This is a genomic window from Microbacterium sp. BR1, from assembly GCF_002812725.1.
In the GTDB taxonomy this organism is placed as follows: Bacteria; Actinomycetota; Actinomycetes; order Actinomycetales; family Microbacteriaceae; genus Microbacterium.
The window spans coordinates 254,904-277,406 of sequence record NZ_NMUN01000008.1; the positions used below are offsets into that span (position 1 = coordinate 254,904).

The 22,503-nt window shown below is 64.1% G+C and carries 16 protein-coding genes; 9 read left to right on the plus strand and 7 right to left on the minus strand.

Translation table 11 applies throughout. The features are described from left to right. The first annotated feature begins 10 nt into the window (after positions 1-10). A complete protein-coding gene (locus CGU35_RS13935) occupies positions 11-1,360 on the plus strand; it encodes an IS256 family transposase (protein WP_100811295.1) in 1,350 nt (449 codons plus the stop codon). Between the two features lie 473 nt (positions 1,361-1,833). Here the strand turns inward: CGU35_RS13935 and CGU35_RS13940 are convergent, their stop codons facing one another. From CGU35_RS13940 to CGU35_RS18415, 3 genes are all read right to left on the minus strand, one after another. Next, positions 1,834-2,685 (minus strand): hypothetical protein, encoded by an 852-nt coding sequence (locus tag CGU35_RS13940; RefSeq protein ID WP_198519598.1) that lies wholly within the window; start codon positions 2,683-2,685, stop codon positions 1,834-1,836. A gap of 272 nt (positions 2,686-2,957) precedes the next feature. Then, positions 2,958-4,199, minus strand: coding sequence for an IS256 family transposase (locus CGU35_RS13945; RefSeq protein WP_100809640.1), 1,242 nt, complete (start codon positions 4,197-4,199; stop codon positions 2,958-2,960). A 638-nt stretch (positions 4,200-4,837) separates the two neighbouring features. After that, positions 4,838-6,031, minus strand: coding sequence for a hypothetical protein (locus tag CGU35_RS18415; protein ID WP_198519599.1), 1,194 nt, complete (start codon positions 6,029-6,031; stop codon positions 4,838-4,840). A gap of 120 nt (positions 6,032-6,151) precedes the next feature. On the opposite strand from CGU35_RS18415, the gene CGU35_RS13955 reads away from it, so the two are divergent. Then, positions 6,152-7,317 (plus strand): IS3 family transposase gene (locus CGU35_RS13955; protein ID WP_100812122.1). Its coding sequence is split into 2 segments (ribosomal slippage): positions 6,152-6,436 and positions 6,439-7,317, totalling 1,164 coding nucleotides; the frame shifts between segments, so codons are not numbered across the junction. Positions 7,318-7,474: 157 nt separating this feature from the next. On the opposite strand, the gene CGU35_RS13960 is transcribed toward CGU35_RS13955, so the two are convergent. Beyond that, positions 7,475-8,712 (minus strand): IS3 family transposase gene (locus CGU35_RS13960; RefSeq protein WP_100809984.1). Its coding sequence is split into 2 segments (ribosomal slippage): positions 7,475-8,427 and positions 8,427-8,712, totalling 1,239 coding nucleotides; the frame shifts between segments, so codons are not numbered across the junction. Between the two features lie 968 nt (positions 8,713-9,680). On the opposite strand from CGU35_RS13960, the gene CGU35_RS13965 reads away from it, so the two are divergent. Further along, positions 9,681-10,325 carry a hypothetical protein gene (locus CGU35_RS13965; RefSeq protein WP_100812123.1) on the plus strand — a complete coding sequence of 215 codons (645 nt, stop codon included), beginning with the start codon at positions 9,681-9,683 and terminating at the stop codon, positions 10,323-10,325. A 254-nt stretch (positions 10,326-10,579) separates the two neighbouring features. Here the strand turns inward: CGU35_RS13965 and CGU35_RS13970 are convergent, their stop codons facing one another. Then, positions 10,580-11,290, minus strand: a complete 711-nt coding sequence (locus CGU35_RS13970; RefSeq protein ID WP_100812124.1) for an SIR2 family protein — start codon at positions 11,288-11,290, stop codon at positions 10,580-10,582. 80 nt (positions 11,291-11,370) lie between these two features. Here CGU35_RS13970 and CGU35_RS13975 point away from each other — a divergent pair, with 80 nt between their 5' ends. Next, entirely contained in the window at positions 11,371-12,840 is a 1,470-nt protein-coding gene (locus CGU35_RS13975; RefSeq protein WP_036294992.1) for an IS1182 family transposase, read from the plus strand. A 136-nt stretch (positions 12,841-12,976) separates the two neighbouring features. On the opposite strand, the gene CGU35_RS13980 is transcribed toward CGU35_RS13975, so the two are convergent. After that, positions 12,977-13,438 carry a hypothetical protein gene (locus CGU35_RS13980; RefSeq protein ID WP_100812125.1) on the minus strand — a complete coding sequence of 154 codons (462 nt, stop codon included), beginning with the start codon at positions 13,436-13,438 and terminating at the stop codon, positions 12,977-12,979. Between the two features lie 353 nt (positions 13,439-13,791). On the opposite strand from CGU35_RS13980, the gene CGU35_RS18235 reads away from it, so the two are divergent. Next, positions 13,792-14,262, plus strand: coding sequence for a hypothetical protein (locus CGU35_RS18235; protein WP_157813993.1), 471 nt, complete (start codon positions 13,792-13,794; stop codon positions 14,260-14,262). Continuing rightward, on the plus strand, positions 14,262-15,122 hold the full coding sequence (locus tag CGU35_RS13990; RefSeq protein ID WP_100812127.1) for a zeta toxin family protein: 861 nt from the start codon (positions 14,262-14,264) through the stop codon (positions 15,120-15,122). The genes CGU35_RS18235 and CGU35_RS13990 overlap by 1 nt, the downstream gene beginning before the upstream one ends. 206 nt (positions 15,123-15,328) lie before the next feature. Here the strand turns inward: CGU35_RS13990 and CGU35_RS13995 are convergent, their stop codons facing one another. Then, on the minus strand, positions 15,329-18,649 hold the full coding sequence (locus tag CGU35_RS13995) for an NACHT domain-containing protein (RefSeq protein WP_100812128.1): 3,321 nt from the start codon (positions 18,647-18,649) through the stop codon (positions 15,329-15,331). Between the two features lie 650 nt (positions 18,650-19,299). Here CGU35_RS13995 and CGU35_RS14000 point away from each other — a divergent pair. From CGU35_RS14000 to CGU35_RS14010, 3 genes are all read left to right on the plus strand, one after another. Continuing rightward, positions 19,300-20,490, plus strand: coding sequence for a hypothetical protein (locus tag CGU35_RS14000; RefSeq protein ID WP_100812129.1), 1,191 nt, complete (start codon positions 19,300-19,302; stop codon positions 20,488-20,490). A gap of 261 nt (positions 20,491-20,751) precedes the next feature. Then, complete coding sequence (locus tag CGU35_RS14005) at positions 20,752-21,699, plus strand: abortive infection family protein (protein WP_100812130.1); 948 nt, start codon at positions 20,752-20,754, stop codon at positions 21,697-21,699. A 2-nt stretch (positions 21,700-21,701) separates the two neighbouring features. Then, positions 21,702-22,220 carry a DUF1643 domain-containing protein gene (locus tag CGU35_RS14010; RefSeq protein ID WP_157813994.1) on the plus strand — a complete coding sequence of 173 codons (519 nt, stop codon included), beginning with the start codon at positions 21,702-21,704 and terminating at the stop codon, positions 22,218-22,220. Positions 22,221-22,503: the final 283 nt, after the last annotated feature.

Genomic DNA, 22,503 nt, shown 5'->3' on the forward strand with positions numbered 1-22,503 from the left:
GCTGATGACCATGATCGACAAAGAAGCTCGAGCGGAGCGACGGCGGCGGCAGGAGGAAGGCGCCAGACGGCTGCGTGAGTCGGGGGTGCTGGATGATCTGTTCGCGAAGATTGATGCTGGCGAGGTGCAGCTCGATGGCAGGGACGGGTTGATCCAGCAGTTGATCAAGACGGGCCTCGAGCGTGGTCTGGGCGCTGAGCTGACCGAACATGTCGGTTACGAGCGTGGTGATCCCGAGGCGCCGCTGCATGACAACTCCCGCAATGGTTCGTTCCCGAAGACGGTCTCGACGGTCGCTGGCGATGTCGAACTCTCGATCCCGCGGGACCGGAACGGGACGTTCATCCCGAGGCTGGTGCCGGTCGGTCAGCGTCGCCTCGGCGGGTTGGACGAGATGATCGTGTCGCTCTATGCCGGCGGAATGACGGTGCGCGATATCGAACACCACTTGGCGTCGACGATCGGCACCGAGATCAGTCGCGAGACGATCTCCAAGATCGTCGACGAGATTTCCGACGAGGTCCTTGCCTGGCAGTCTCGGCCGCTGGAAGCGTTCTACCCGGTCATCTACTTGGACGCGATCGTGGTGAAAGTCCGCGACGGCGGACACGTGCGCAACAAGGCCGCTCACATCGCGGTCGGCGTCGATATGGAAGGCGTCAAGCACGTCCTGGGCATCTGGGTGCAGCAAGCCGAGGGCGCGAAGTTCTGGGCCTCCGTCTGCGCCGAGCTCGCCAATCGCGGCGTCCGCGACGTGCTCATCGTCTGCTGCGATGGGCTCACCGGCTTCCCAGAAGCGATCGAGGCGACCTGGCCTGAATCGCTCGTGCAGACCTGCGTCGTTCATCTGATCCGAGCGTCAATGCGGTTCGTCTCCTACGGGCAACGCAAAGCCGTCGCCGCCGCGTTGAAGCTGATCTATCAAGCCCCCGACGCGGACGCGGCGAGGGCAGCGCTGGAGGCGTTCGCGGCCTCCGATCTGGGTCAGGGCAATCCGCACACGGTCGCCGCGTTCGAGAACGCGTGGGAGCGGTTCACCCCGTTCCTGGGGTTCCCGCCCGATGTCAGGCGGGTGGTCTATACGACGAACGCGATCGAGTCGCTGAACTTCCAGCTGCGGAAAGTGACCAAGAACCGGGGTCACTTCCCGAACGACGCGGCAGTCGTCAAACTGCTCTGGCTCGCGATCTGCAACATCGAAGACAAGCGAGCCCTCGAGCGGGCGAAGGAACGCGGCAAGCCCTCGAACGAGCGCAAAGCCCCACCGCGGCTGGTCGAAGGCGCCGTCACCACGAACTGGAAGAAGGCGCTCTCGCAGCTCGCGATCGCGTTCCCCGACCGAATCAACCCCTACCTCTGACCACCCACCGATGCCCGCTTACACAAACAACTTGACAGGCTCGCGAGTCAGCGCCCCACGACATCTCAGACACAATCGTCTCCCAGCTCCACAACTACTTCCTGGACCGCCTCGTGAACAAACTGGACATCAATGCCATACAGAAGGCCGTGTCTTACCTCGACAATGTCCCTTTCGAGTCCCTTCCGACTATGCCCGCTGGAACCCGCATCCTCTCCGGAGTATCAGCCCAAGTTCCTGTAGTGGTCAGCGTGTCTCTCCTTGCTGTCAGGTACGAACCCAACAGCAAGACCATGACGCTCAACGACAAGTGGCAGTCAAGCACTTCCTGAACAGCATCAGTGCTTCTGCAGGCCAATGAATGCGGCTAATTGCGATGAGCCAGATTTCGTTGAGCACGTGATCGTCGCACGGCCCTGCTTGGATGCGCAGTGTCTTCTCCTACGCACGAGCGCGGGAGCGGCGACTGGCCCTCAAGGAGTCGTTGACTCCAGGTAGGTGAGGACGCGATGCATCGCGCGGATCGCCTGTATGGCGTCGGGCTTCTCGACTCGCGTGTCGCCCTCATGGACGGCTACGTGGCGCTTTCCGTATAGGGCTTTACCCGCAGTCGCGACGTCAGCGGGAGCATCTGCAAGTCGGCGCTTCACATCGGGCGCACGTCCGCCGCACGCCGTCTCGACAGCGAGTCGCGCGGAGAGCACCGCCTCGCGATACCGGCCCCTGTCGAAGTGCGTCTGTGCGGTCCGCGTGTGTGCCGCGGGCGCCGACTCCTCCGTCAGCACGCGGAACGCATCCCGGTATGCGGTGTCGGGTGTCGGGCCAAGCAAGTAGGTGAGCTCAGCGCCGTCGTTATAGAGCACCACGTCGTATGAATCTGTGGCCGTGCCTCCGGAGACCAGCACGTAATCGTCGAATCCCTCCTTCTGGTAGAGGTTGGCCATGTGAGTGCTGGACCCTGTGAGCTGCGGACTGCTGAGGAATGTGAGCAGGTGGTCCTCGTTCTTGCCGTACACCTCGACCTTCCGGCCGGTGACCTTCTGCCGAAGACGCAAGCCAAGGCCCCCGTCCTCGACGGGATACTCCTCGATGTAAGCCCAGACGGATGTCGGAGGAGATGCGACGTTCGCAGTTGCGATGTGGACTTTCACCGAGAAGCCCTCGAATGCGACAGCGATTTCCTGAGCGCTTTGCTTCACGATCGGCGCGGAGATGGCAATGTGCTCCGCACGACTCCGCGGCTCAACGAGGCCGCCTCCATGCGCGTAGCAGTCCTGCAACAGGTTCGACAGCGGCGCAAACGACCTCAACGTCTGGTCGTCCATGAGAACCCTCACGAGCCGTCTGGTCGACTTCTCGCGAAGGCGAAGGTCGGGCGCGCCGGCGGCATTCTCGAACCGCTCGACGTAGCACTTGACGATGCCGGAACTCTGGGCGCTACGAGCAGTCACTTTCGCTGCCCGGGCAGTGCGTCGCGCCTTCAAGCTTGGTGGGCTCATCGCCTCAATGCCCCACTTTCGGCTCAGTATTCAGGACGATCGCAGGTCAAGTCCTGGGACGTGGTGTATCGGTGATCGTGTGATCCCTCGTGTCGAGGTCAGGCTGTGAGGGCCCGAAGGTCGGGTTCGATCACCTCCTCTGTGGTGGGTTCGCCGACGCGGCGTGCGGCGGCGAGGGCGTCGAGGCCGAGGTAGCGGCGTTGCTCGGCCCACTCGTCGTGTTGCTCGGCGAGGACGGCGCCGACGAGCCGGATGATCGCGTCGCGGTTCGGGAAGATGCCCACGACGTCGGTGCGGCGGCGGATCTCCCGGTTGAGGCGTTCGTTCGGATTGTTGGACCAGATCTGCCGCCAGATGCTCTTCGGGAACGCGGTGAACGCGAGGATCTCCTCACGTGCGGCCTCGAGGTGCTCGAACGACCTGGGGAGCTTGTGCTCGAGCGCGTCCAGGACGCGGTCGAACTGGGCGTGCACGGACTCCGCGTCGGGCTGGTCGAAAACCGTGCCCAGCAGGGTCTTCACCCATGGCCACGAGGACTTTGGGGTCACGCTCATCAGGTTCGCCGCGTAGTGGGTTCTGCACCTCTGCCAGGACCCGCCGACGGTCGCGCCGATCGCTGCGACCAGACCTGCGTGTGCGTCGGACGTGACGAGCTTCACGCCGGTCAGGCCTCTCGCGACGAGGTCGCGCCAGAACGTCAGCCAGCCGGCGCCGTCTTCGGTCGAGTTGACTTGCAGACCGAGGATCTCGCGGTAGCCGTCGGCGTTCACGCCGGTCGCGACCAGCACCGCGACCTTCACGACCCGGCCGCCCTCGCGGACCTTCATGGTGAGCGCGTCGGCGGCGACGAACGAGTACGGGCCGGCGTCCAACGGCCGGGTGCGGAACGCGGTCACCTGCTCGTCAAGGTCGCGCGCCATCTCCGACACCTGCGACTTCGACAGCCCGGTGATCCCGAGGGTCTTCACCAGGTCATCCATCCGACGGGTGGACACGCCGAGGAGGTAGCTGGTCGCGACCACGGTGGTCAGTGCGGCCTCCGCGCGGCGGCGGCGTTCCAGCAGCCACTCCGGGAAGTAGGTGCCCTGCCGGAGCTTGGGGATCTTCACGTCGATGGTCCCGGCGCGGGTGTCGAAGTCGCGGTGGCGGTAACCGTTGCGACGGTTCACCCTGTCGTCGCTGATCGTGCCGTAAGCGGCGCCGCAGATCTGGTCCGCGTCCGCGGATAGCAGCTGGTTGATGAACGTGCCGAGCATCTCCCGCAGCAGATCGGGAGACGCCTGCGCGAGGTGGTCTTCGAGGAAGCGGGCAGGGTCGATATCGTGGGGTGAGACGGTCATCGTCGGGGTCCTTTCGAGATGGATGTGAAGAGTTCTCTCGAAGGATCACGCGGTGACCGTCGCTACGTCCGCAGCGACACGGTCACCCGATCCGTACACCACCTTGCCGGACGCCACCCGATCGCAGACTATCTAGGAGCGGGCGCAGTCGCTTGCTCTGCTCCAAACATCCGGTCGACCGGATTTCCAGCTTGAGCATTCGCACCCCAGCACAGCGGCGGGATGTCAACTCTGAGCGGATTCCCCACCCTTCTAGCGGTGCAGGGTGCGTATTGGAGAGGAGCGAATAGCTGATGCGTTCGTCGAGTTGCCGAGCCTCGCCATGCGCGTTTGCCAAGCCGGACACGAGTCCCTTGACTCGGACTCGGACTCGGACTCGGACTCGGACTCGGACTCGATGGAGGCATGGAGTGCCGGCAATCGCAAGAACCTCGTTGAACGCGCGATCCGAAACCCGCGATGGTAAGCCTTGAACCCGGTCTACCGGCGTTCTTGGGGGGCGAACGACCAGCGCCTCCATGGTGGGCTCGACCTCCGCACGCCCGCCGAGGTCGAGAACGCGTGCCGTGCTGGCTCGAATCAGCCCACCACAGCAACTGCGAGATCAGGGCACCGACTGGAGCGAAACTCTGGGTGGCTCACATTCCCGTCGCCACGGCATGATCCTTCTTCTTGCTGATCGTCAGGAATCCGTTCCTCGGATTCTCCTTGACAACCCGGTCTCTCGGCAGTGCCGTTGGTTCTCCCTGACGGTTTCTACGGACCTTGGCAAAGAAGTAGATGGTCTGAGGCCTCCCTCCGCGCAGGGTAACCGAAGTTCGGTGCAAGTAGTACGGAACTCCCCGTGAGTTGAGGTGAACATACCCGTCCGACGTACCGACGAGCTTCTCTACTACCTCGTCGACGAAGGGGTGCCGAATGGCGGTTGCCGACAGGAAGTCGAGCGCGCGGCTCTGGAGATCTGTGACGCGGCCAGATGCAAGCTCCTTCAGAAGGTCGAGAACAAAGTCACGACCAGCGGTACGACGCATGCACCAGGCGACGAAATCCTCAGCGAATCGATCGGGGTACAGCGGCCGTAAGTACGGACTGACTGCGGTGTTATGAGTCCCGCTACCCTCCTCCGCAGGGTACAGCTGGGCATGCCGATCTATGAGGGACTGAGCGTCTGCATCGTTGCCTGCGAGACGCGCCGTGCGTAGGAGCTGCCTCGCATCAGCCGAACTTCCAAGAGGGCCGAATAGGGTGGCAGCCAAGACTGTCCTCGACACTCGGTCAATCTCCGCCGTGGCGACCACCGCCGGCAAAACAGGAGCCAAGCCCACCGACCAGTACTTGCGCTCGTGAGTCAGAAGGAACTCCGACAGATCAGCGCCCGACGGGATCGTTTGCTGGTTGTTCTGCGCCAGAACCGTCGCAAGTGCCGCCATGTGCAGACCGAGCAGCGAGTTGTCTGTGCTCTTCGGGCTGGCCGGCGGCGCCAGCTTCTTCAGCGGGAGTTTCATCGCGGACTGGAACGCGGCCACTGCCTCGCCGAATGCGGTAGTGGACTCAAGCGTGCCACTGGCGAACAAGGGTTCCAGACGGATGGGAGCGGCGAGATCGTCAACCTGACGATCCAGAGTCGAGGCGATCAGCTCCCACAGCCCATAGTCCATTCGCGCGAGGAGCAGTACACGCAAGTATCCCGGCCCCGCTTCTTCCGCCAAGTCCAGGATCATCCGCGCAAGGACTTCTATGTTCCACCGCTCTGCATAGTCGACGACAACGAGTAGCCGCCCAGACCTAACGCGGGGAGCGTTGGCGCCCGCCTTTTCGACTGCCTGGACCACGTCCCATCCACGCCCAGCCGCCCTCCGAGCGACTTCCGTCGCTAGCCGACTGGGTCTGCCGCACCGGTAGGTGACATCTGAGTTGGGTTGCCCGGGAGGGTGCCCTGGAAGGATGTCATCGTGCCCAAGCCCTATCCCTCGGAGTTCCGTGACGATGTCGTGCGCGTCGCTCGGGGCCGCGAGCCCGGAGTGACGATCGAGCAGATCGCGACTGACTTCGGGGTTCACCCGATGACCCTCACGAAGTGGTTGCGGCGTGCCGCGGTCGAAGAGGGCACAAAGCCGGGCGTGACCCGGTCCGAGGGTGCGGAGCTGCGGGAGGCGCGGAAGCGGATCCGGCTGCTGGAGCAAGAGGTCGAGGTGCTGCGGCGGGCGGCGGCGTATTTGTCGCAGGCGAACCTGCCGGGAAAAGGCTCTACCCGCTCGTGACCGAGCTCGCCGTCGACGGGATTCCCGTCGCGGTGACGTGCCGGGTGCTCAAGCTCGCTCGCCAGCCGTACTACCGATGGCTGGCAACCCCCATCACCGATGCTGAACTCGTTGCGGCGTATCGTGCAAACGCGTTGTTCGGCGCGCACCGCGACGACCCTGAGTTCGGCTACCGGTTCCTCCTCGACGAGGCCCGCGACGCGGGCGAGGTCATGGCGGAACGGACGGCATGGCGGATCTGCCGTGACAACGGTTGGTGGTCCGCGTTCGGGAAGCGTCGCCGTGGGAAGAGTCGGCGTCCTGGCCCGCCGGTCCACGATGATCTCGTGCGCCGGGAGTTCACCGCCGACGCGCCGAACCAGCTCTGGCTCAGCGACATTACAGAGCACAAGACCGGTGAAGGCAAGCTCTACCTCTGCGCCATCAAAGACGTGTTCAGCAACCGGATCGTGGGGTACTCGATCAGCGACCGGATGAAGGCTCGTCTCGCGGTCGACGCTGTCAACAGTGCCGTCGCGCGGCGCGGAAACGTCGCCGGCTGCGTGGTCCACACGGACAGAGGATCCCAGTTTCGCGCGAGGAAGATGGTCCGCGCTCTGCACCATCACGGGATGGTCGGATCAATGGGCCGAGTCGGCGCGGCGGGCGATAACGCGGCGATGGAATCGTTCTTCAGCCTGCTGCAGAAGAACGTCCTCAACCGACGCTCCTGGGCCACCCGCGACGAGCTCCGCATCGCCATCGTCACCTGGATCGAACGCACCTACCACCGACGCCGCCGACAGAAGCGGCTCCACGGCTTGACCCCGGTCGAGTACGAAGCAATCATGAACACCGACGTCGCCCTCGCGGCGTGACTATAACCCGTCACCTATCCGTGCGGCAGACCCACTCTTACCCTGGCCACCGTCACCATGCACTAGTTGCACAGATGTGCGCGAGGCGCGACCCTCCAGCCACATCTCCAACATCTGTCGCTCACGACGGTCGTGTGAATCGGCCTGACTTTCGTTCCTATCGGGAGCCTTGTCCAGCAGGTGCCGGATTGGCTGATTCCAGGTCAGCGTAGTACGCGTCTTCGACCTCGATCGGGGTGCGCATGTCGAGCTCGCCGTGGAGGCGCTGATTGTTCCACCACCACACGTACTCAAGGGTTGCTAGCTCGACCTGCTCGACGGTTCGCCAGGGGCCGCGCTGACGGATCAGCTCGGTCTTGTAGAGACCGTTGACCGCCTCCGCGAGGGCGTTGTCGAACGAGTCGCCGACGGTCCCGGTGGAGGGTTTCGCGCCGAGTTCCTCGATCCGATCGGTGTAGACCACGGCGAGGTAGTTCGATCCGTGATCGGCGTGATGAACCAGGCCGTCGAGGCGTCCGCCGGCGTCCCAGGCGGCCATATCGAGCGCCCGTAGTGGCAGGATGTCGGACTTGAGCGTGGCTGCGACGTTCCAGCCCACGATGCGACGCGAATAGACATCGGTGACGAACGCGACATACGCGAACCCGGACCATGTTGCGACGTATGTCACGTCAGCGACCCAGAGGCGGCGCGGGCCGGGGGCAGTGAACCGGCGTTGCACGAGATCCTTCGGCTTCTCCGCTGCCGGGTCGGACTTCGTCGTGAACATCCGCTTGGACCGCTTCACGCCCTCCACCCCGGCGAGCCGCATGAGCCGTTCGGTCTGATCGCGACCGATCTCCCACCCTTGCCGCCGCATGAGTGCGTGCATCTTCCGGCGTCCGTAGACGCCGTAGTTCTCCGCATGTAGGCGAGCGACCTCCGGCACCAGCAGGTCGTCGCGCAGCTGCCTCGCTGACGCCGCACGGCTGACAGCGGCGCGGTAGCCGCGCGCGGTGAGGAAGCCCTGGACTGCCGGTTTGAGGACCCGGCAGATGAGCTCGACCCCGAAACGATCCCTGTGTTCATCGATGAACCGGACCATCTCGGTCAGGGGCGGTCGAGCTCCTTCGCGAAAAACACGCTCGCAGCCTTGAGGATCTCGTTGGCCTTGCGCAGTTCGGCGTTCTCCTTCTGCAGCCGCTTGATCTCCACCGCCGCGTCCGTCGTCAGCCCGGGCTTGACACCGGCGTCGACCTCGGCCCGGCGCTGCCACAGTCGCAACGTCTCCGGGCTCATCCCCAGCAGCCCAGCCACATGCCTAACCGCGCTCATCATCGTCGGGTGCGACGGCCGCGTCTCCGCGAGCATCCGCAACGCCCGCTCACGCATCTCCGGCGAATACTTCCTGTTCATCGTGTTCCATCCTTGCTTGAAGAACGGAACGAAAGTCAGGCCGATTCAGTCCGGGACTTCCGACCAGCTGGTTCAACTCATCCAATACTTCGCACCAGGCGGGCCGAGCGGGCTTCACGCTAGCTTCACCCCCGCATAGTCCAGGCTGATTTTGTGTCCAGTTTCCAGCATGGACCATGGTGGACAACCCCCGGGACACGATCGTCGTCAAGACCACGCGACGACCCACGGGAGCAATCATGACGATTGAATCGGCACTCCACCTCTTGTCCATGCCTGTTGTAGTGCACGTGGTTGCCGGAGCCATAGTGGTGCTCCGACTGGCCACTGCCGCGATCAACTTCGCTATCGCCGTTCGCCGTGGGTATCTTTCCCTTCGGTATCCGAACGGGAGAGCGCCCTCTCGGGGAAACGACGGAGATTGAAACGTTGAGCAGGTCAACGGACGCGCACGCTGACGCATCCCCCGTTACCCCCCGGTAGTGTCCAGTGAAGGCGGCCCATTTGACGGCAGTCTTATCGGCAATACCCCTCAACTCAGCGAGAACCGGCGCGAGGACTTCGCCAGCGAGGGATGGCGGGAATGGCTTAGGCGGACGCCGACCGCGACGACGTGTCCGCTGAAGCTCTCTCGGACGAGATGACGGCGGGGTACCGTCCGGGGAGGAGCCATGCATGCTCCCGGCTCACGATCGAGGGCGTGCCTGGCTTGTCGAGGCGGCGGCGGATCAGCGAGAACCCGCCTCAGCGCACCCACACCGCTGTGCCCGGCTTAGGGGATCTTCTAACAGTGCAGGGTGTGTACACGTGTGGAGCGAATAGCAGCCGTCTCACACGAACGCCAGGAGCGCGCGCGTCGCTAGGGAATGTGCATTCTGCAGGCTCAGCGAAGTTCGTAGACTCTCCTCATGCCTAGTAGCTGCAACGAGCAGGCCTGCGGGTCGAGTAGCCCAGGGCTCAAGGCAAACGTGGCCAACTTCTTGGAACGGGCTGCGCGGATCGCCAACAACCCGCTCGCCGGACAAGATGCTCAGTTCAGTGTGCAGATGCGACTCGACCTGAGAACGCGTGAGGTGAGTGCGACTGGCTTCGATTCACAGGTCCTCCCCGAGGACGACTGGCTAACGATGGCTGTGCGGATGAGACCGATCATTTTCCTTGAAAACGATCCGGTGAGCGTTAAGAATCTGACTACCCAGATCGAACGCGAGCACGTTCTGCTGCGGGGGCAGTTGAGGTCGGCTCGAAGCGGTCTCGCGGCCTGGAAACGGCATGCGTTCGTGTATGCGGGGAACCTCGGCGGAACCCCACCGTCGATGGCATCTGGCGATGTTCGTCGTCAGATGGTCAAGATCGGACCACCGGGCGCTTCGCCGTCCGGAGTGCCGGTCGAAGGTCTTGCGACGGACTACGACTACGCGAACACCTACCTCAACGCGATGGTGTGGCATTCGGACACCGATAAGTCCATCGAGTACCAAGATGCCGCTGAGTACATGAAGCAGCACTACCGGAAGTGTGCGGAGATCCGTGTCCTCAGCGCAGCCAAGGACATCATTCCCCCGCTGCGGCGATGGATTCTGGATGCTCGATCCGACGGTCATGACTTCTGAACGGCGTGCGGGCCGCGGTGACCACCAGCTGCGGTGCGAACACACGCCGTGACGACGGGCGACCGGTGCAGCTGAGTTGCCGCTCAAGTCTGCAAGCGGGGGAACCCGCCCGCGACGTCGTCATGCGGCTGGCCACGATTTCAGGCTGCGGCTGTTGCTCTCTGTGGCGACGGCGTTCAGCGCGGGCTGAGCTCCTGCGCGTCGAGGATTGGCGGTGTGAGGAGGTACAGCTCGCAGACAACGCCCTTGACGTGCTACTTGATGAAGCTCTGCCAGTCATCGCTGGCTTCGACGCCACTGGCGCCATCTCGATTGATGGTCAGCCATTTCTTGGATGTACCGTCCTCGGCACCCCAGCCGAGTGCTCGCTCCACGTCTCGGCGGCGCGGCTCATCACCGAAGGTGACGACAAGGACCCGCGGCTTCGGGTCACGGTCGATGAACTCGGCTCTTAGCGCGGCGTTGACTGGATCGTCTTTGAAGGAGTAGCCGATGATGAGCCAGTGATCTGCCTCGGCCAATCCATCGGCGAACATCGTGTACGCAAGGTCGAAGGGGAACTGAGCGACGTGCTCGGCCTTGTCTTTCCGATTCGCGAGAACGACTACTGGCCTGACGTTGGTTGTCCTCTCTCGGACCGCGCGCCATTGATCACCGTCGTCCAGCATTTCCTTGGGTAGCTTGGCGTGTATCTTCCCATCCCGCGTCGCCCAGAACGTGAGTGATCCGTGGATGTGCAGCAGCTGCACTCGTTTGCTTCTTGGGAAGTCATCGCTACTTGATCTGAGCGCCTGCACGGTGCGCTCAACCTGGTCGTCGACGACGACTTTCACGTGACGGTAGCCGTGGCCCATATCGGCGAGCTCCGGCTGACACACTGTAAGGAGCGATGCAAGCAGGAGGGTGTCGTAGTTGAGATTTGCGATGACGACCTTGCCATCGAACGCTCCGGTTATCGCCGTCACTAGGTGCGTGGGTCAGATCCTTCCGTTAACGCGCCGGGGTGAATCCGGTGGATAGCGCGGGGTGCTGGGAGAATCGATTCATGACGGTGACTGCCAGCCTGGAGGGTCTGTTCGAGGTCGAGCCGGGTGAGGCGCGGGCGCCGGGATCGGCTGCACCGGCGGGTGCGGGCAAGACGTTCCGTGGGTATGACCAGGGGCAGTGTTTCCTGCTCCCGCCGAGTCTGGATGACTGGCTGGACGAGGATGATGAGGCCCGGTTCATCTCCGAGGTCGTCGAAGAGCTCTTGGATCTGACGCCGGTCTACGCGTCGTACGCGTCCGCCTCGGGTGCGCCTCCGTATGACCCGCGGATGATGTTGAAGCTGCTGCTGTTCGCGTACGCGACGGGCGTGACCTCGTCTCGTGAGTTGGAGCGGCGCTGCAAGCGCGATATCGCCTTCCGGTGGCTGTCGGGCAACCAGGCGCCCGACTACCGGTCGCTGGCCCGGTTTCGTCGGCGTCACCTGGATGCCCTGCCGGGGTTGTTCCTGCAGGTGCTGCGGGTCTGCGCGGAGGCGGGGCTGGTGCGGTTGGGGCGGGTCGCGCTGGATGGCACGAAGCTGGCTGCGAACGCGTCGCGGCATAAGGCGATGAGCTATGACCGGATCGTGCCGAAGATCGATCAGCTCCAAGCCGAGGTCGCTGCGCTGCTCGCCGAGGCGGAGGCGGTCGATGAGGCCGAGGATCAGCAGTTCGGCCAGGACCGGCGCGGGGACGAGGTCGCCCCGGAGCTGGCCCGCCGTGAGGGGCGCCTGGCAAAACTACGTGCCGCGAAGGACGCGATCGAGGCCGACGCCGCCGAGAAGGCGGCAGCCGTGGCGCGGAAGAAGGCCGACGCCGCCGGTCAGCCCCCTGAGCAGGCCGACGCGGCCGTCGCGACTGCGGTGGACACGGCGGCGCCGAAGCCGAAAGCGCAACGCAATTTCACCGATCCTGAGGCGCGGATGATGAAGACGGTCCGCGGCTTCGATTACGCGTTCAACGCGCAGGCCGTTGTCGATGAGGGCCACCAGATCGTGTTGAGCGCCGAGGTCACCCAGCAGGCCACCGATATCCAGCAGTTCGTCCCGATGGCCGAGCAGACCCTACGGAACCTCGACGCGGCAGGAATCGAGCGTTCCCCAGAGGTCGTCCTCGCTGACGCGGGCTACTGCTCGGAAGCCAACCTCGAAGCCGCCGACGATCTGGACGCACAGGTGTTGATCGCGACGGGACGGCAACGTCACGGCGAGAGCTTCCCTACCGCCGGCGCCCCGGACCCGGCCCCAGAGGACGCGAGCCGGCGGGAGCGGATGGCGCACGCGCTGCGCACCGAGCAGGGCCGCACCGACTACGCGCGCCGCAAAGCCATCGTTGAACCCGCGTTCGGGCAGATGAAGACCCGGCAAAACGCCGGACAGCTCCGGCTACGCGGACTCGCCGGCGCCCAAGGCGAATGGCTACTCCACACGATCTGCCACAACCTCCGCAAGCTCCGCGTCGCTACAGCCGCCGGGCTGGCGCCCGCATAGGCCTCCCCAGGGGTCCCTGGGCGTCACAGCACGCACCGACAGTCGCCACGAGCCCCTCGCCGTGCGATCCCGCACGCTCTCACACCGCAACGGCCCGCCCGTTCCCGTTCGCGACCGTCAGCGCGCGATGCCAGAGTCAACGCCGCGCGCCACGCCACCCGATTCTGACCCGCGCACCTAGGTCGTACAAACTCTGCGCCTCGTCGACGTAGGCGTGCGAACGTTCCGCTATGACCTCTAGGACGTGGGATATCCCTGTGTCGCGTACCCGTTCCGCGAACCTCGAGACTCGCTGTATGGCCTTTCGGAGCTTCTCGTCGGCGGGCTGGGTTAACTCAGCGAGAGTGTCCAGCACATCCAGCGTGCGGGATTCTGCGCCGAAGGCGCCCACAAGCACCTCGAAGTCCGCGGCACTGGTGGCGCCGTCTGGGAGAGCGCGCTCCGCGAGCTCTTTCATTGCGATCACGACGTCACCGCCGTCCGCCTCCTCGATGCGGCGGAGAACCTCTTCTGTGATGCTCTGCAGGTTCAACTCGGGGTTGAAAGCGATCGACAGTCCGTTCCCTGCGAGAACCGCGACACTGCGGCCATCCGTCACTACGACCCCCTCCAGATATGTGCGCGGATCGGGTTTGCTTCCCTCCCGCTGACACACAGTATCCGACCGCTTTTCGACGGTGCTCCGTCGCCAGTCGAGTGGACGAGTAGACGGGGGCTCTGAGCCCGGTCGCGTCCCGGAACCCATTGAGTCCCGCGCTCCCGACGCCCGCTCCACTGGCGCAGGGTCGATATTCACCTTGGGATGAATGCTCGTCCTGAGTTGCGTTGGGCGCTACAGCCGCACCGGTCATGGGAGGCAGGGGCGGCCCACGTTGTCAGCGGCTGTGCGGGGCGCCCTTCTCCGTGTAGTACCGGAGAAGCGGAGACGTCATGTCGCGGACACCGTCACCGATGACGATCGAACGCAGCAAGTACCCGTACCCGAACCCCGCCGACATCAGCCGCATCGACAACACATCGGAGGGGTGCGCGGGCCGCCCCTTGTCGTCAGATGACGCGTCTGGGGTGCTCTGGCCCGTCACCACGGGGCTGTGGGAACATGGAATCAGCCGCCGCCACACCGGGCGCGGTTTCGGGCGACGGAGGTGCAGTGTGACCGAGACAGTCACGTTGGGCGCTGACTTCGAGCGCGGCATCCGCTTCGAGGGGCTGCGTGAGTCGATCACTGGTGAGATCGCCCGCCGCAATGCCGCCGCCCACACAGCCGGACTCGACACCCCCGAGGGACGACGGCAGACCGACGCGATCGCCGCGCTCGTCCAGGTACGCAAACGCCTCCGTTCCGACGACGACGAGCAACTGCTGATCGCCGAACTGCTGCTGCAGGTGCAGGACAGCGACCGCGCCCACGCCCGCGCGTGATGACCGATCCGACCCGGTTCCAGCTCACCGACGCCGACAACGAACACATCTTCCGCACACGACTGCTTCCGCTTGAGTTCCCCGGTCTGCACGCCGCTTCAGGCCCGAGCGCGCACTTCTTCGGCGCGCAACCGGGGGCCGGCAAGTCCGTGGCCCAGGCCGCCGTCATCACCGAGCTGGCGCACCGCGACAGCTGGGATGCCGTCGCCGCGATCATCGGGGACGACTACAGGCCCTACCATCCCGACTATGCGCGGCTCCTGGCCGAGAGCGACGAGACCGCTGCGTTCTACACCGACCGCGACACCGCCCGGTGGGTCGAGCGAGCCATCGAGCATACGCTCACAGTGCGCCCGCATGTCATCGTCGAAGGAACGCTACGCCGGGCCTCCGTCACCATCGACACCGCCCGCCGCTACCACGACGCCGGATTCGACACGCACCTGCACGTCCTCGCCATCCACGAGGTCGTCTCCCGTCTCCGAATCTTCGGACGCTACCTCGACCAGCTCGATCGCGACGGCCACGGCCGCTACACCCTCCCCGCGGCACACCGGGTCGCTTACGACGCTCTCCCCGGCTCGGTCGCTGACATCCTCTCCGCCGACGTATTCGACACGGTGACCGTCCACAACCTGCACGGCACCGTCATGCACACCGCCGGCCCTGGCCGCGACGACGCACAGGCGATCCTCGCAGCGATCGACCGTGAGCGGGCCTCCGACCATCTCGACACGAGCGGCTTGCTCGCCATCGCAGACGCCTACCTCGACCGCGCACGAGCAGCCGGTCCCGCCATCACCCCCGACCTCATCGCACTCTGCCAGGACATCGCAACCACCGCGTACACGCCCTCGTGAAGAACCAGGAATCTCCGACTACTCGTTACATGCAGAGGTCGTGAAGAGTGCGAGCAAAGAGTAAGGGTGTATGCACGAGAGATCTACCCGCAATTGTGAGTCCGCGCTTCGCCACGCCGGCGACTTGGCTGCGCGATTCCGGGCATCATAGATATCTCTTGGCAGCCTCCTTCAGATGACTTCCGGCGTTCGCTCTGCGACTTCTGTTAGCCGACGTCCCACGTGTTCTCCTGCGCGACCTGCGTAAGCGGCGGCAGCTGGGTCCCCTTCTTCGCCGCCAGCGTGTTGATGGCGCTCTCTACGATCTGTACAGGCCACAGTTCGGGAGCCGACATCACCTCGGCCACGCGGGACGCAGTCAACGCCCCCAGCTTCACCGTCGGTGGCAATTCCTCCAGTGTGGCGCCGCGGACGATGTCTATGCCGACTGTTCGACGTGGGTGCACCGCCGCGAACAACTCGCTGGGCTCTATTCCTGCCTCCGCGACGTCTTCGAGTGCTTTCTCCAGCTGCTTGTCGATCCATCCTGTGGGTTCGGTGCTCACCACGCGTATCAGCCAGAGAACACGCCCCGTGGCCCGAATCGTCCCGACGCGTACCGCCTCGTCCAAGGGAAGCCGTCGTCCCCGTGAGATGCCATGACCGGCGACGAGGGCGTCGCACACCGTCGAGTACTGCGCCGGAGACATGGCTCCGACGGAGAGTTCGAGATGCGCTATCGATTCGATGAGGACGTCCTGACGGGCATGCGAGAGGAGCCCCACGACACGGAGGTCACGTTCGGTATCGGTAGCTGCGGTCCGCAGCGCGTCTTGCCACCATTGCGCGTCGTCGGAGTGGGTGCGGAACGAGTGCTCGGTACGAAGGGCACTGTTCAGGTGCGGGTTTGACGTCACTATGGCGAGGTCGGTTGCTGACGGGAGGGAAGCAACCGCGCGCCCAAGCACCCAGCCCTCGCCCCATACTCCGGCGATGGAGACCAGCGATTCGACCCCGTCGCTTGTCTTCTTGCCGAGGAAGAGATGAGCCGCGCGCGCCGCTCCCAGGGGATCTTGTTCGTTACGACGGGCCCGCGGTAGTCCCGCTCTGTTCTTGGTGACGATCGCGGCCGCGAACTGGCTCAGCAACGCGACCGGCGTTGCCTGCGCAGCCTCGGCAACCACACCCCGGTTCTGTTCGCGAAGTACGAGTTGAAGGATACGGTCGTCGTCGCCGTCGTAACCGCCAGCGAGGAGCAGGTGGGCGAACGCTACCTCTTCGTCGGCAGCGACCTCGAGCGCCGCGACCAGCCGTGCAGTTTCATCCGGATCTAGCGAGCCCAGTGCTTGTAGGGTCGCCGCGACCTCCACCCACGATGAGCTGGGCCTGTATTGCTCCCACCACCACGCGACCAGGTCGTCGTCCACTGTCGCGTGGCGGTACAGGCTCGAAGCGACCGACCTGACCGGACCGTTGCCGTTCTCCAGGCGCTGACGTAGGTAGGCGACTGCTTCGGCGCGTCCGGCGCGGTCGCTGAACTGCAGCGGGATGCGGGTGCTGTCGAGCAAGCCCAGTTCCCCGAGAGTGACTCCCGATCCGTCGAGAACAAACGCTACGACCTTTTCCAACACAGTCGACGACTGCGCCTGATAGACGCGGTCCGCTAGCGTCAGAGCCGCTGTCGCGCGAACCAGTGGGTGCGGGCTGACAGCGTTATCTGCCGACCTGAAGTTGTCATGGAGGGAACGGACCTCGCCCTTCGTGAACATGCCCACGAAGAAGCGCGTCACATTTGTCCAGTAGGCGCGGGAGAGCAGCGCGGTCGCGCCGTCGTCACGGGAGTCGCCGACACCTCGGGAGGTGAGGTTCTCGAACAGGTGCCAGGCGGCGAAGTACTCGCGCAACGATTGGACTTCGAACTCGAATTTCCCTTCGCGCTCTACTAGGCACAGCACCCGCGAGGTGATGGCGGAGTAGATGGCGTCTGCGAGCTTCTGTGCGTCTGGTTGTCCTTCGAGTCGGACGCGGAGGACACGTCGCAGTTCGTCTTGACCGATGCCACCCTCGAGCGCGCCGAGCTCGGTCTGCGAGTGTAGGTACCAGCCGAGGTAGGCGTGTGTGTCGACAAGCACGTTGCGGTGCTGGGCGAGAAGCGGTTCCTTGTTCTCGGCCTGTTCCCGATCGAGGGAAGACTCGAGGTAGTTGCGAAAGAGCTCAGTGCGCTGCTCGGGCAGGAGTTGGCGTCTGTGGAGAAGGTTCAGCAGGATGGCCAGCTGCATGGGCGAGGAGGCGAGCTCCTGGATGTGAGGAAGGTGTTCGTTGTCGTGGAACGCTGTCGCGAGCCGTTCGGCAGAGTCCGGTTCGAGCGCGTTGACCTCGATCCACCTGTTGAGGTACTGCCTCCGCAGCCCTGGGGTGAGCGGTAGCACTTGGAGAACGGTGAACGTGCCCGAAGCGGTCAACGCGCTCAGCGAGCTGCCCGGGCGGGTGCTGACGAGGACGACGAGGTTCGCGGCCAACGCATTGAGCCTGTCGCGGGCTCGAGCGATCTCGGTCGTTACCTCGTCTCGATCCTGGACGTTCGGGATTTCGTCCAGCCCGTCCAATGCGAGAAGCAGTGGCTCGGTGGCCAGCATCATCTCGAAGTCGTCGGCTGTGAACTCGTGTGTTCGGGTGTGCCGGGTGATGTCGCCAAGAAGATACCGTTCGAGGTCGGTGCGCGCTTCGGATGCTTCTTTTCCTTCTTGGACGGCGCGTTCCCTCTGGATGCGTCTCCATTGTGCATAGCGACGCAGATCCAGGCGGAGTGGGATTCGCGCCAAACCTGTGCTGCGCACAAGGCTGACATCCTGCGCGTCGTAAGTGCTCTTGTCCAGCCGTCGCGCCCGGTAGTACTGGGCCAGGTATTGCAGAATGGTCGACTTGCCCTGCCCCGGTCCGCCGACCAAGACCGCGTTCTCCTTCCACTCCGGGTGCAGCAACATCTGCGCAGCCCCGGCGACGAGGAGGCTCCGCCGACTGTCCGCGGGCAACGGGTCGCCAGGGTGCGCGCGAGAGATCTCGCCAACCAATGCAGCAGCGCGACTGTCTGCCCGGCAACCAAGCGGGACGTCCACGAACATCGCATCCACGCGCGCTTTCAACTCGGCCTGCTGGAACTGGACGAAGTCCTCCGCCCCGTACCGGTCGGCCATATACGCGCGAATCGCGGGGCTGAACTTCGCTCGCTTGTCCTGCTGACGCACATGCTGAGCTTTCATCTGCTCGAGCTGCGCCACGGTGAAGTGACGGCCGTCGTCGGAGTCGATGAGGGTGTGATGGGTAGGACAGAGGAGGATCAGATTGTCGGGACCGTCGACGTCTTCGTACAGAGGGTCGTGACGCGGCCCCCGCGGCCGGCCGGAACGAATGTGCGCCTGCTCACCCACGACAACGCTGCCGTCCCCGTCTCCAGCGTCAATGGTGAGCGGCTGAACGCACAACGTGTAGGCGCAGACGTTGTGCGATGTGCCCCACAGCACCTTCTGCGTCGCGACAGTGATGGTCATCCAGAACCCTCCGTCGCCATCTTGTCAGAGCCGAGTGCCGGCCCGTATGTCGACGCAACCTCGCGACTCCCGCGCGGTATGCGTGGCATGCGCGGTAGGTCACCGTCGACGCCGTGGAGCTACCCAGCCGATTACCACGGTCTGGTTCAACGGGGTCTGCTGCAGTGCACAGCACTTCGCTAGGCTCTCACTGTTGATCAGGACGGGGTTCGAATGGCGATCGCTGCAAGGACATGTGCGACCGCGACGCCTGGCGCTCAAGACCCGGTCTACGTGACATGCGCTCCGCCGGTTCAGTACCAGTCGCTCTACTACCACCGTCCCGCCGCGAAGCTCCCGGGCAAGTCTCGCTGGATCTTAAGCAGCGACGATGAATGTCATGCGTTCTGCCACGCGTCGGATCGGGGCTGGATAGATTCGCGCGGGAAGCACTGGTTCGTCATGCCGGACGCCAGCGTCATCGGTGCGAGCCGGGAGCGCATAGCGACGTTCACCCGGTCTGACGTCGGTATCCCTTGGCACGGCTACCCTGTCTCCGCGCTTCCGGACGCTGTGGCGCGCACTTCCGTGCCGCCCGAAGTGCTTCGCGCTTGGGAGCAAGAAGGGGCAACGACGCGAGGACTCATCAAGAAGCTCTGGAAGCGCAGAGCATGACAAGGGCCGCGCTGTTCCAAGCGATCCTTCCCGGCGAGTGGGCAGAGGGGTGGCTCTATAAAGACCATCTGTTTCTCTGGACTACAGATGGCGACCTCGTTCACACGCCCGTGGCTCGCCTCGTTTCGCAACTACATGGCACCCACGGCCCGGAGGTTGCTCTCGCCGCACAGTTCGCGCTCTTCCGCAATGACTGGAAGGGGGGCATGCAGATCGAAGCGCTCACTCGTGTGCCGCGTATCCGCGACGCGCTGTCTGACACCGTCAGCGCCGCGAGCAAGGTCGCTCGGGTGGAGTTCGCTGATCCGCCGATGGAGTCCGTAGACATCGAGTCCGTGCCCGGCTTCCTGCTCTCGGTGTCGATTTACGGCAATCACGCCTTCATCGCAAGCAGCGACGGGCTGTTCGAGACGAACCTGAACCCTGAATACTTGGGCCAAGAGCACTACCTCGAGTCGCGGCTGAGCTTTGCCGTCCACGACCTTGATACGAATTACGGTGCTGTCGCGGCATCCGCTTTCGAGGAGGGGCTTTGGTTCGATCGGATCGACTTTGGCCACGAGGAGGGACGTTCCCAGGGGAACTCAATGCAGCGACTTGCCGACTTCTCCAGTGGTGTGTCGATGGCGTCCAAGGACCTGTTGAATTTCGTAGAAGAAGGAATCCCCAATCTTTACCTGGGGGCCTCTGAACGACGTCTCCAGAGCCCGAGGTCCCGCTTCCCCAGCCACATGATCACCGGCTACCGTCGCTCTGATGACGACCTTGCGATGCTGTCTGCGCGGAGCCTCGGTATCGACGAGTCGCGAGTACGAGAAGGCGGGGTGCGAGTGCTCGCAAACTCTAAGCAGCGGCTGCTGTACGACGTTGACGGTGATTTGCGTGTGGCCCGGTTGCGGACCCTGGACGGAGTGAAGCTTGACCGGGCTGCCGCGCTAGGCGTCCGCCTTGACGATGCGACCGCCGGCGGTGCTCCCGTGTCCACGCACGCTATGGCGGGCGGCTTTCTTGTCGAAGGACAGGAACGCGTGTCATGGATCGATCATGACGGCGTGCTAGAGGTCTCCTCACAACCTGCCGTTACCGTGCGGACATTCCCTGGTTCACGGCACTTCATCGACACCGCACTCATCATCGAAGAGGATCGCGCCATACTCGTCGGGTTTCTCGACATCCCCCGGTCGTAGACGTTCATTCCGCGACAAGCGCCCCTGGGTACGCTTTCCACACAGGCGGGACATATCCCGATATCGCAGCTGGTGGGGGTCTGTCACCTCTTATGGGTATAACAACTGACTGGTGCAGGGTGCGTATTCAACGGGAGCGAATAGCTCCGAGAACCGAGGCTGCGCGGTTGCTGCCTTCGATTGCACCGGGCGCTCAGACCTCGCGAAATGGCACCCAGTGCGTAGGGCTGCGGAAGTCGCTCGGGTGAATACGATCAGATCATGCCGAGTAGCTCGAGTCGCATCACCGCGATCACGCGTCGCAAGCTGTTCGACTCCATCGCGCTCTCGGGCCTCAGCTGGTCGGGACGTCTTGAGGAACCGGACTTCCTCGGCCGGATCTACGACCTGGGCGAGCTGCCGAGCACGGATACCCGCTACCGAGACGCGTCCGGAGACATCTGGCAGCACCGGGTGAACAACCCTTACGACTGGGAAGACGATTGGGTCTTCACAGACAGCAGGTTCGGGCTCATGCATGGCGACGATGAGGTAGTCCTCGTGTTCCTCGCCGAGATGCTGCACCCGGTCGTGCGAACTGACGAGGCCGAGGCGGCGCTGTTGTTGAAGGCGTTCAACGAGGCCCTCGCGCGCGACGGCTACGAGCTTTATGCGTCCGACTGGATCAGCGGTCATGCGATCTACGGCTGGCGGCGCTTGGACGCGTTTCACGGCACAACGCCGGAGCTACGACTGAGCGAGCGACCTCTCACGGATCCGGACGTTCTCCAGGAGCACCTCAACCGGATCCGCGCCGGTCTAGTCGCGGATCCACCGGCGGCGATCTCCTCGTGCAAGAACCTCATCGAGTCGTTGTTCAAGATCATCCTCGACCGCAGCGAGGTCGCCTACAGTCGCAGCGACGACATCCCTGACCTCTATCGCAAGGTCGCGGACCTTCTCGCCCTTAGTGCCGAGGCGGTGCCAGAGTCCGCGCGGGCGAGTCAGACCTCGCAGAGGATCTTGCGCACGCTCGTGACGACCGTGAACTCGCTCTCTGAGCTGCGCAACGAGCTGGGGATCGGACACGGGCAGTCCCGGCGCAGCGGGGCGCTTGCACGTCACGCTCGTCTGGCGCTGAACGCGACGGTCACTATCGCGGAGTTCGTACTCGATACCTGGCAGGCCCGGCTCGAGTCCGGCGCCCTCGAAATCGGACAGACACAGTGACAGTGCCCGAAGGATGGCTGTACGAGAACACTCCCGACAACACAGCGCGGTTCGTGCTTGGCACAGTCGGGGAGAACCCTTTGATATGCGTGGGCGTCAACCCGAGCACTGCGACGCCACTGAAGCTGGATCGCACGGTGACCCGTATCGCCCGGAGAGCCGCGAAGAACAACTACGACAGCTGGATCATGCTGAACCTCTATCCACAGCGGTCGAAGGATCCGGACGGCATGCACACGCAGTACCTGCCGGAGCTGAAGGCCCAGAACGAGAAGCACATCGCTGAGTTGCTACGGGGCCGCAGCGTCACGCTGCTCGCAGCATGGGGTGAGCTAATCGAGAAGCGAGCCTATCTCCCTGAGATGCTCGACGGCATCGCGCAGATCGCGGAACAAGGGTCTTGCGGCTGGATGTCGATCGGCAGCCCCCTGAAGAGACATCACCCTCGGCATCCTTCACGCGCACCCTACGACACGAGTCTGCAGAGCTTTGACATGGCGACGTACCTACGGACGCTGTGAACATGCCTGCGCCACCCAGTCCCCGGTGGTCAAAGCTCCGGTGACGATGACGAGCGACAACGGGACCGCATCAGATGCAATTCACCAAGGTCCTCAATGTGAGCGCGGCCCCGACTGTCACCACGAGCAACTCTCCTCGCTCAGCGTCGGATCGACGACGCCATTCCCGACAACTCCTCCAGCATTTGCCAGCTGTGCACCGGTGCTTCCCCTGACCTCAATCGAGCGTGAGGTACGCGAGTCCCGCCTACTCGGTACGGTGGCGTCCGGCAAGGTGGTGTAC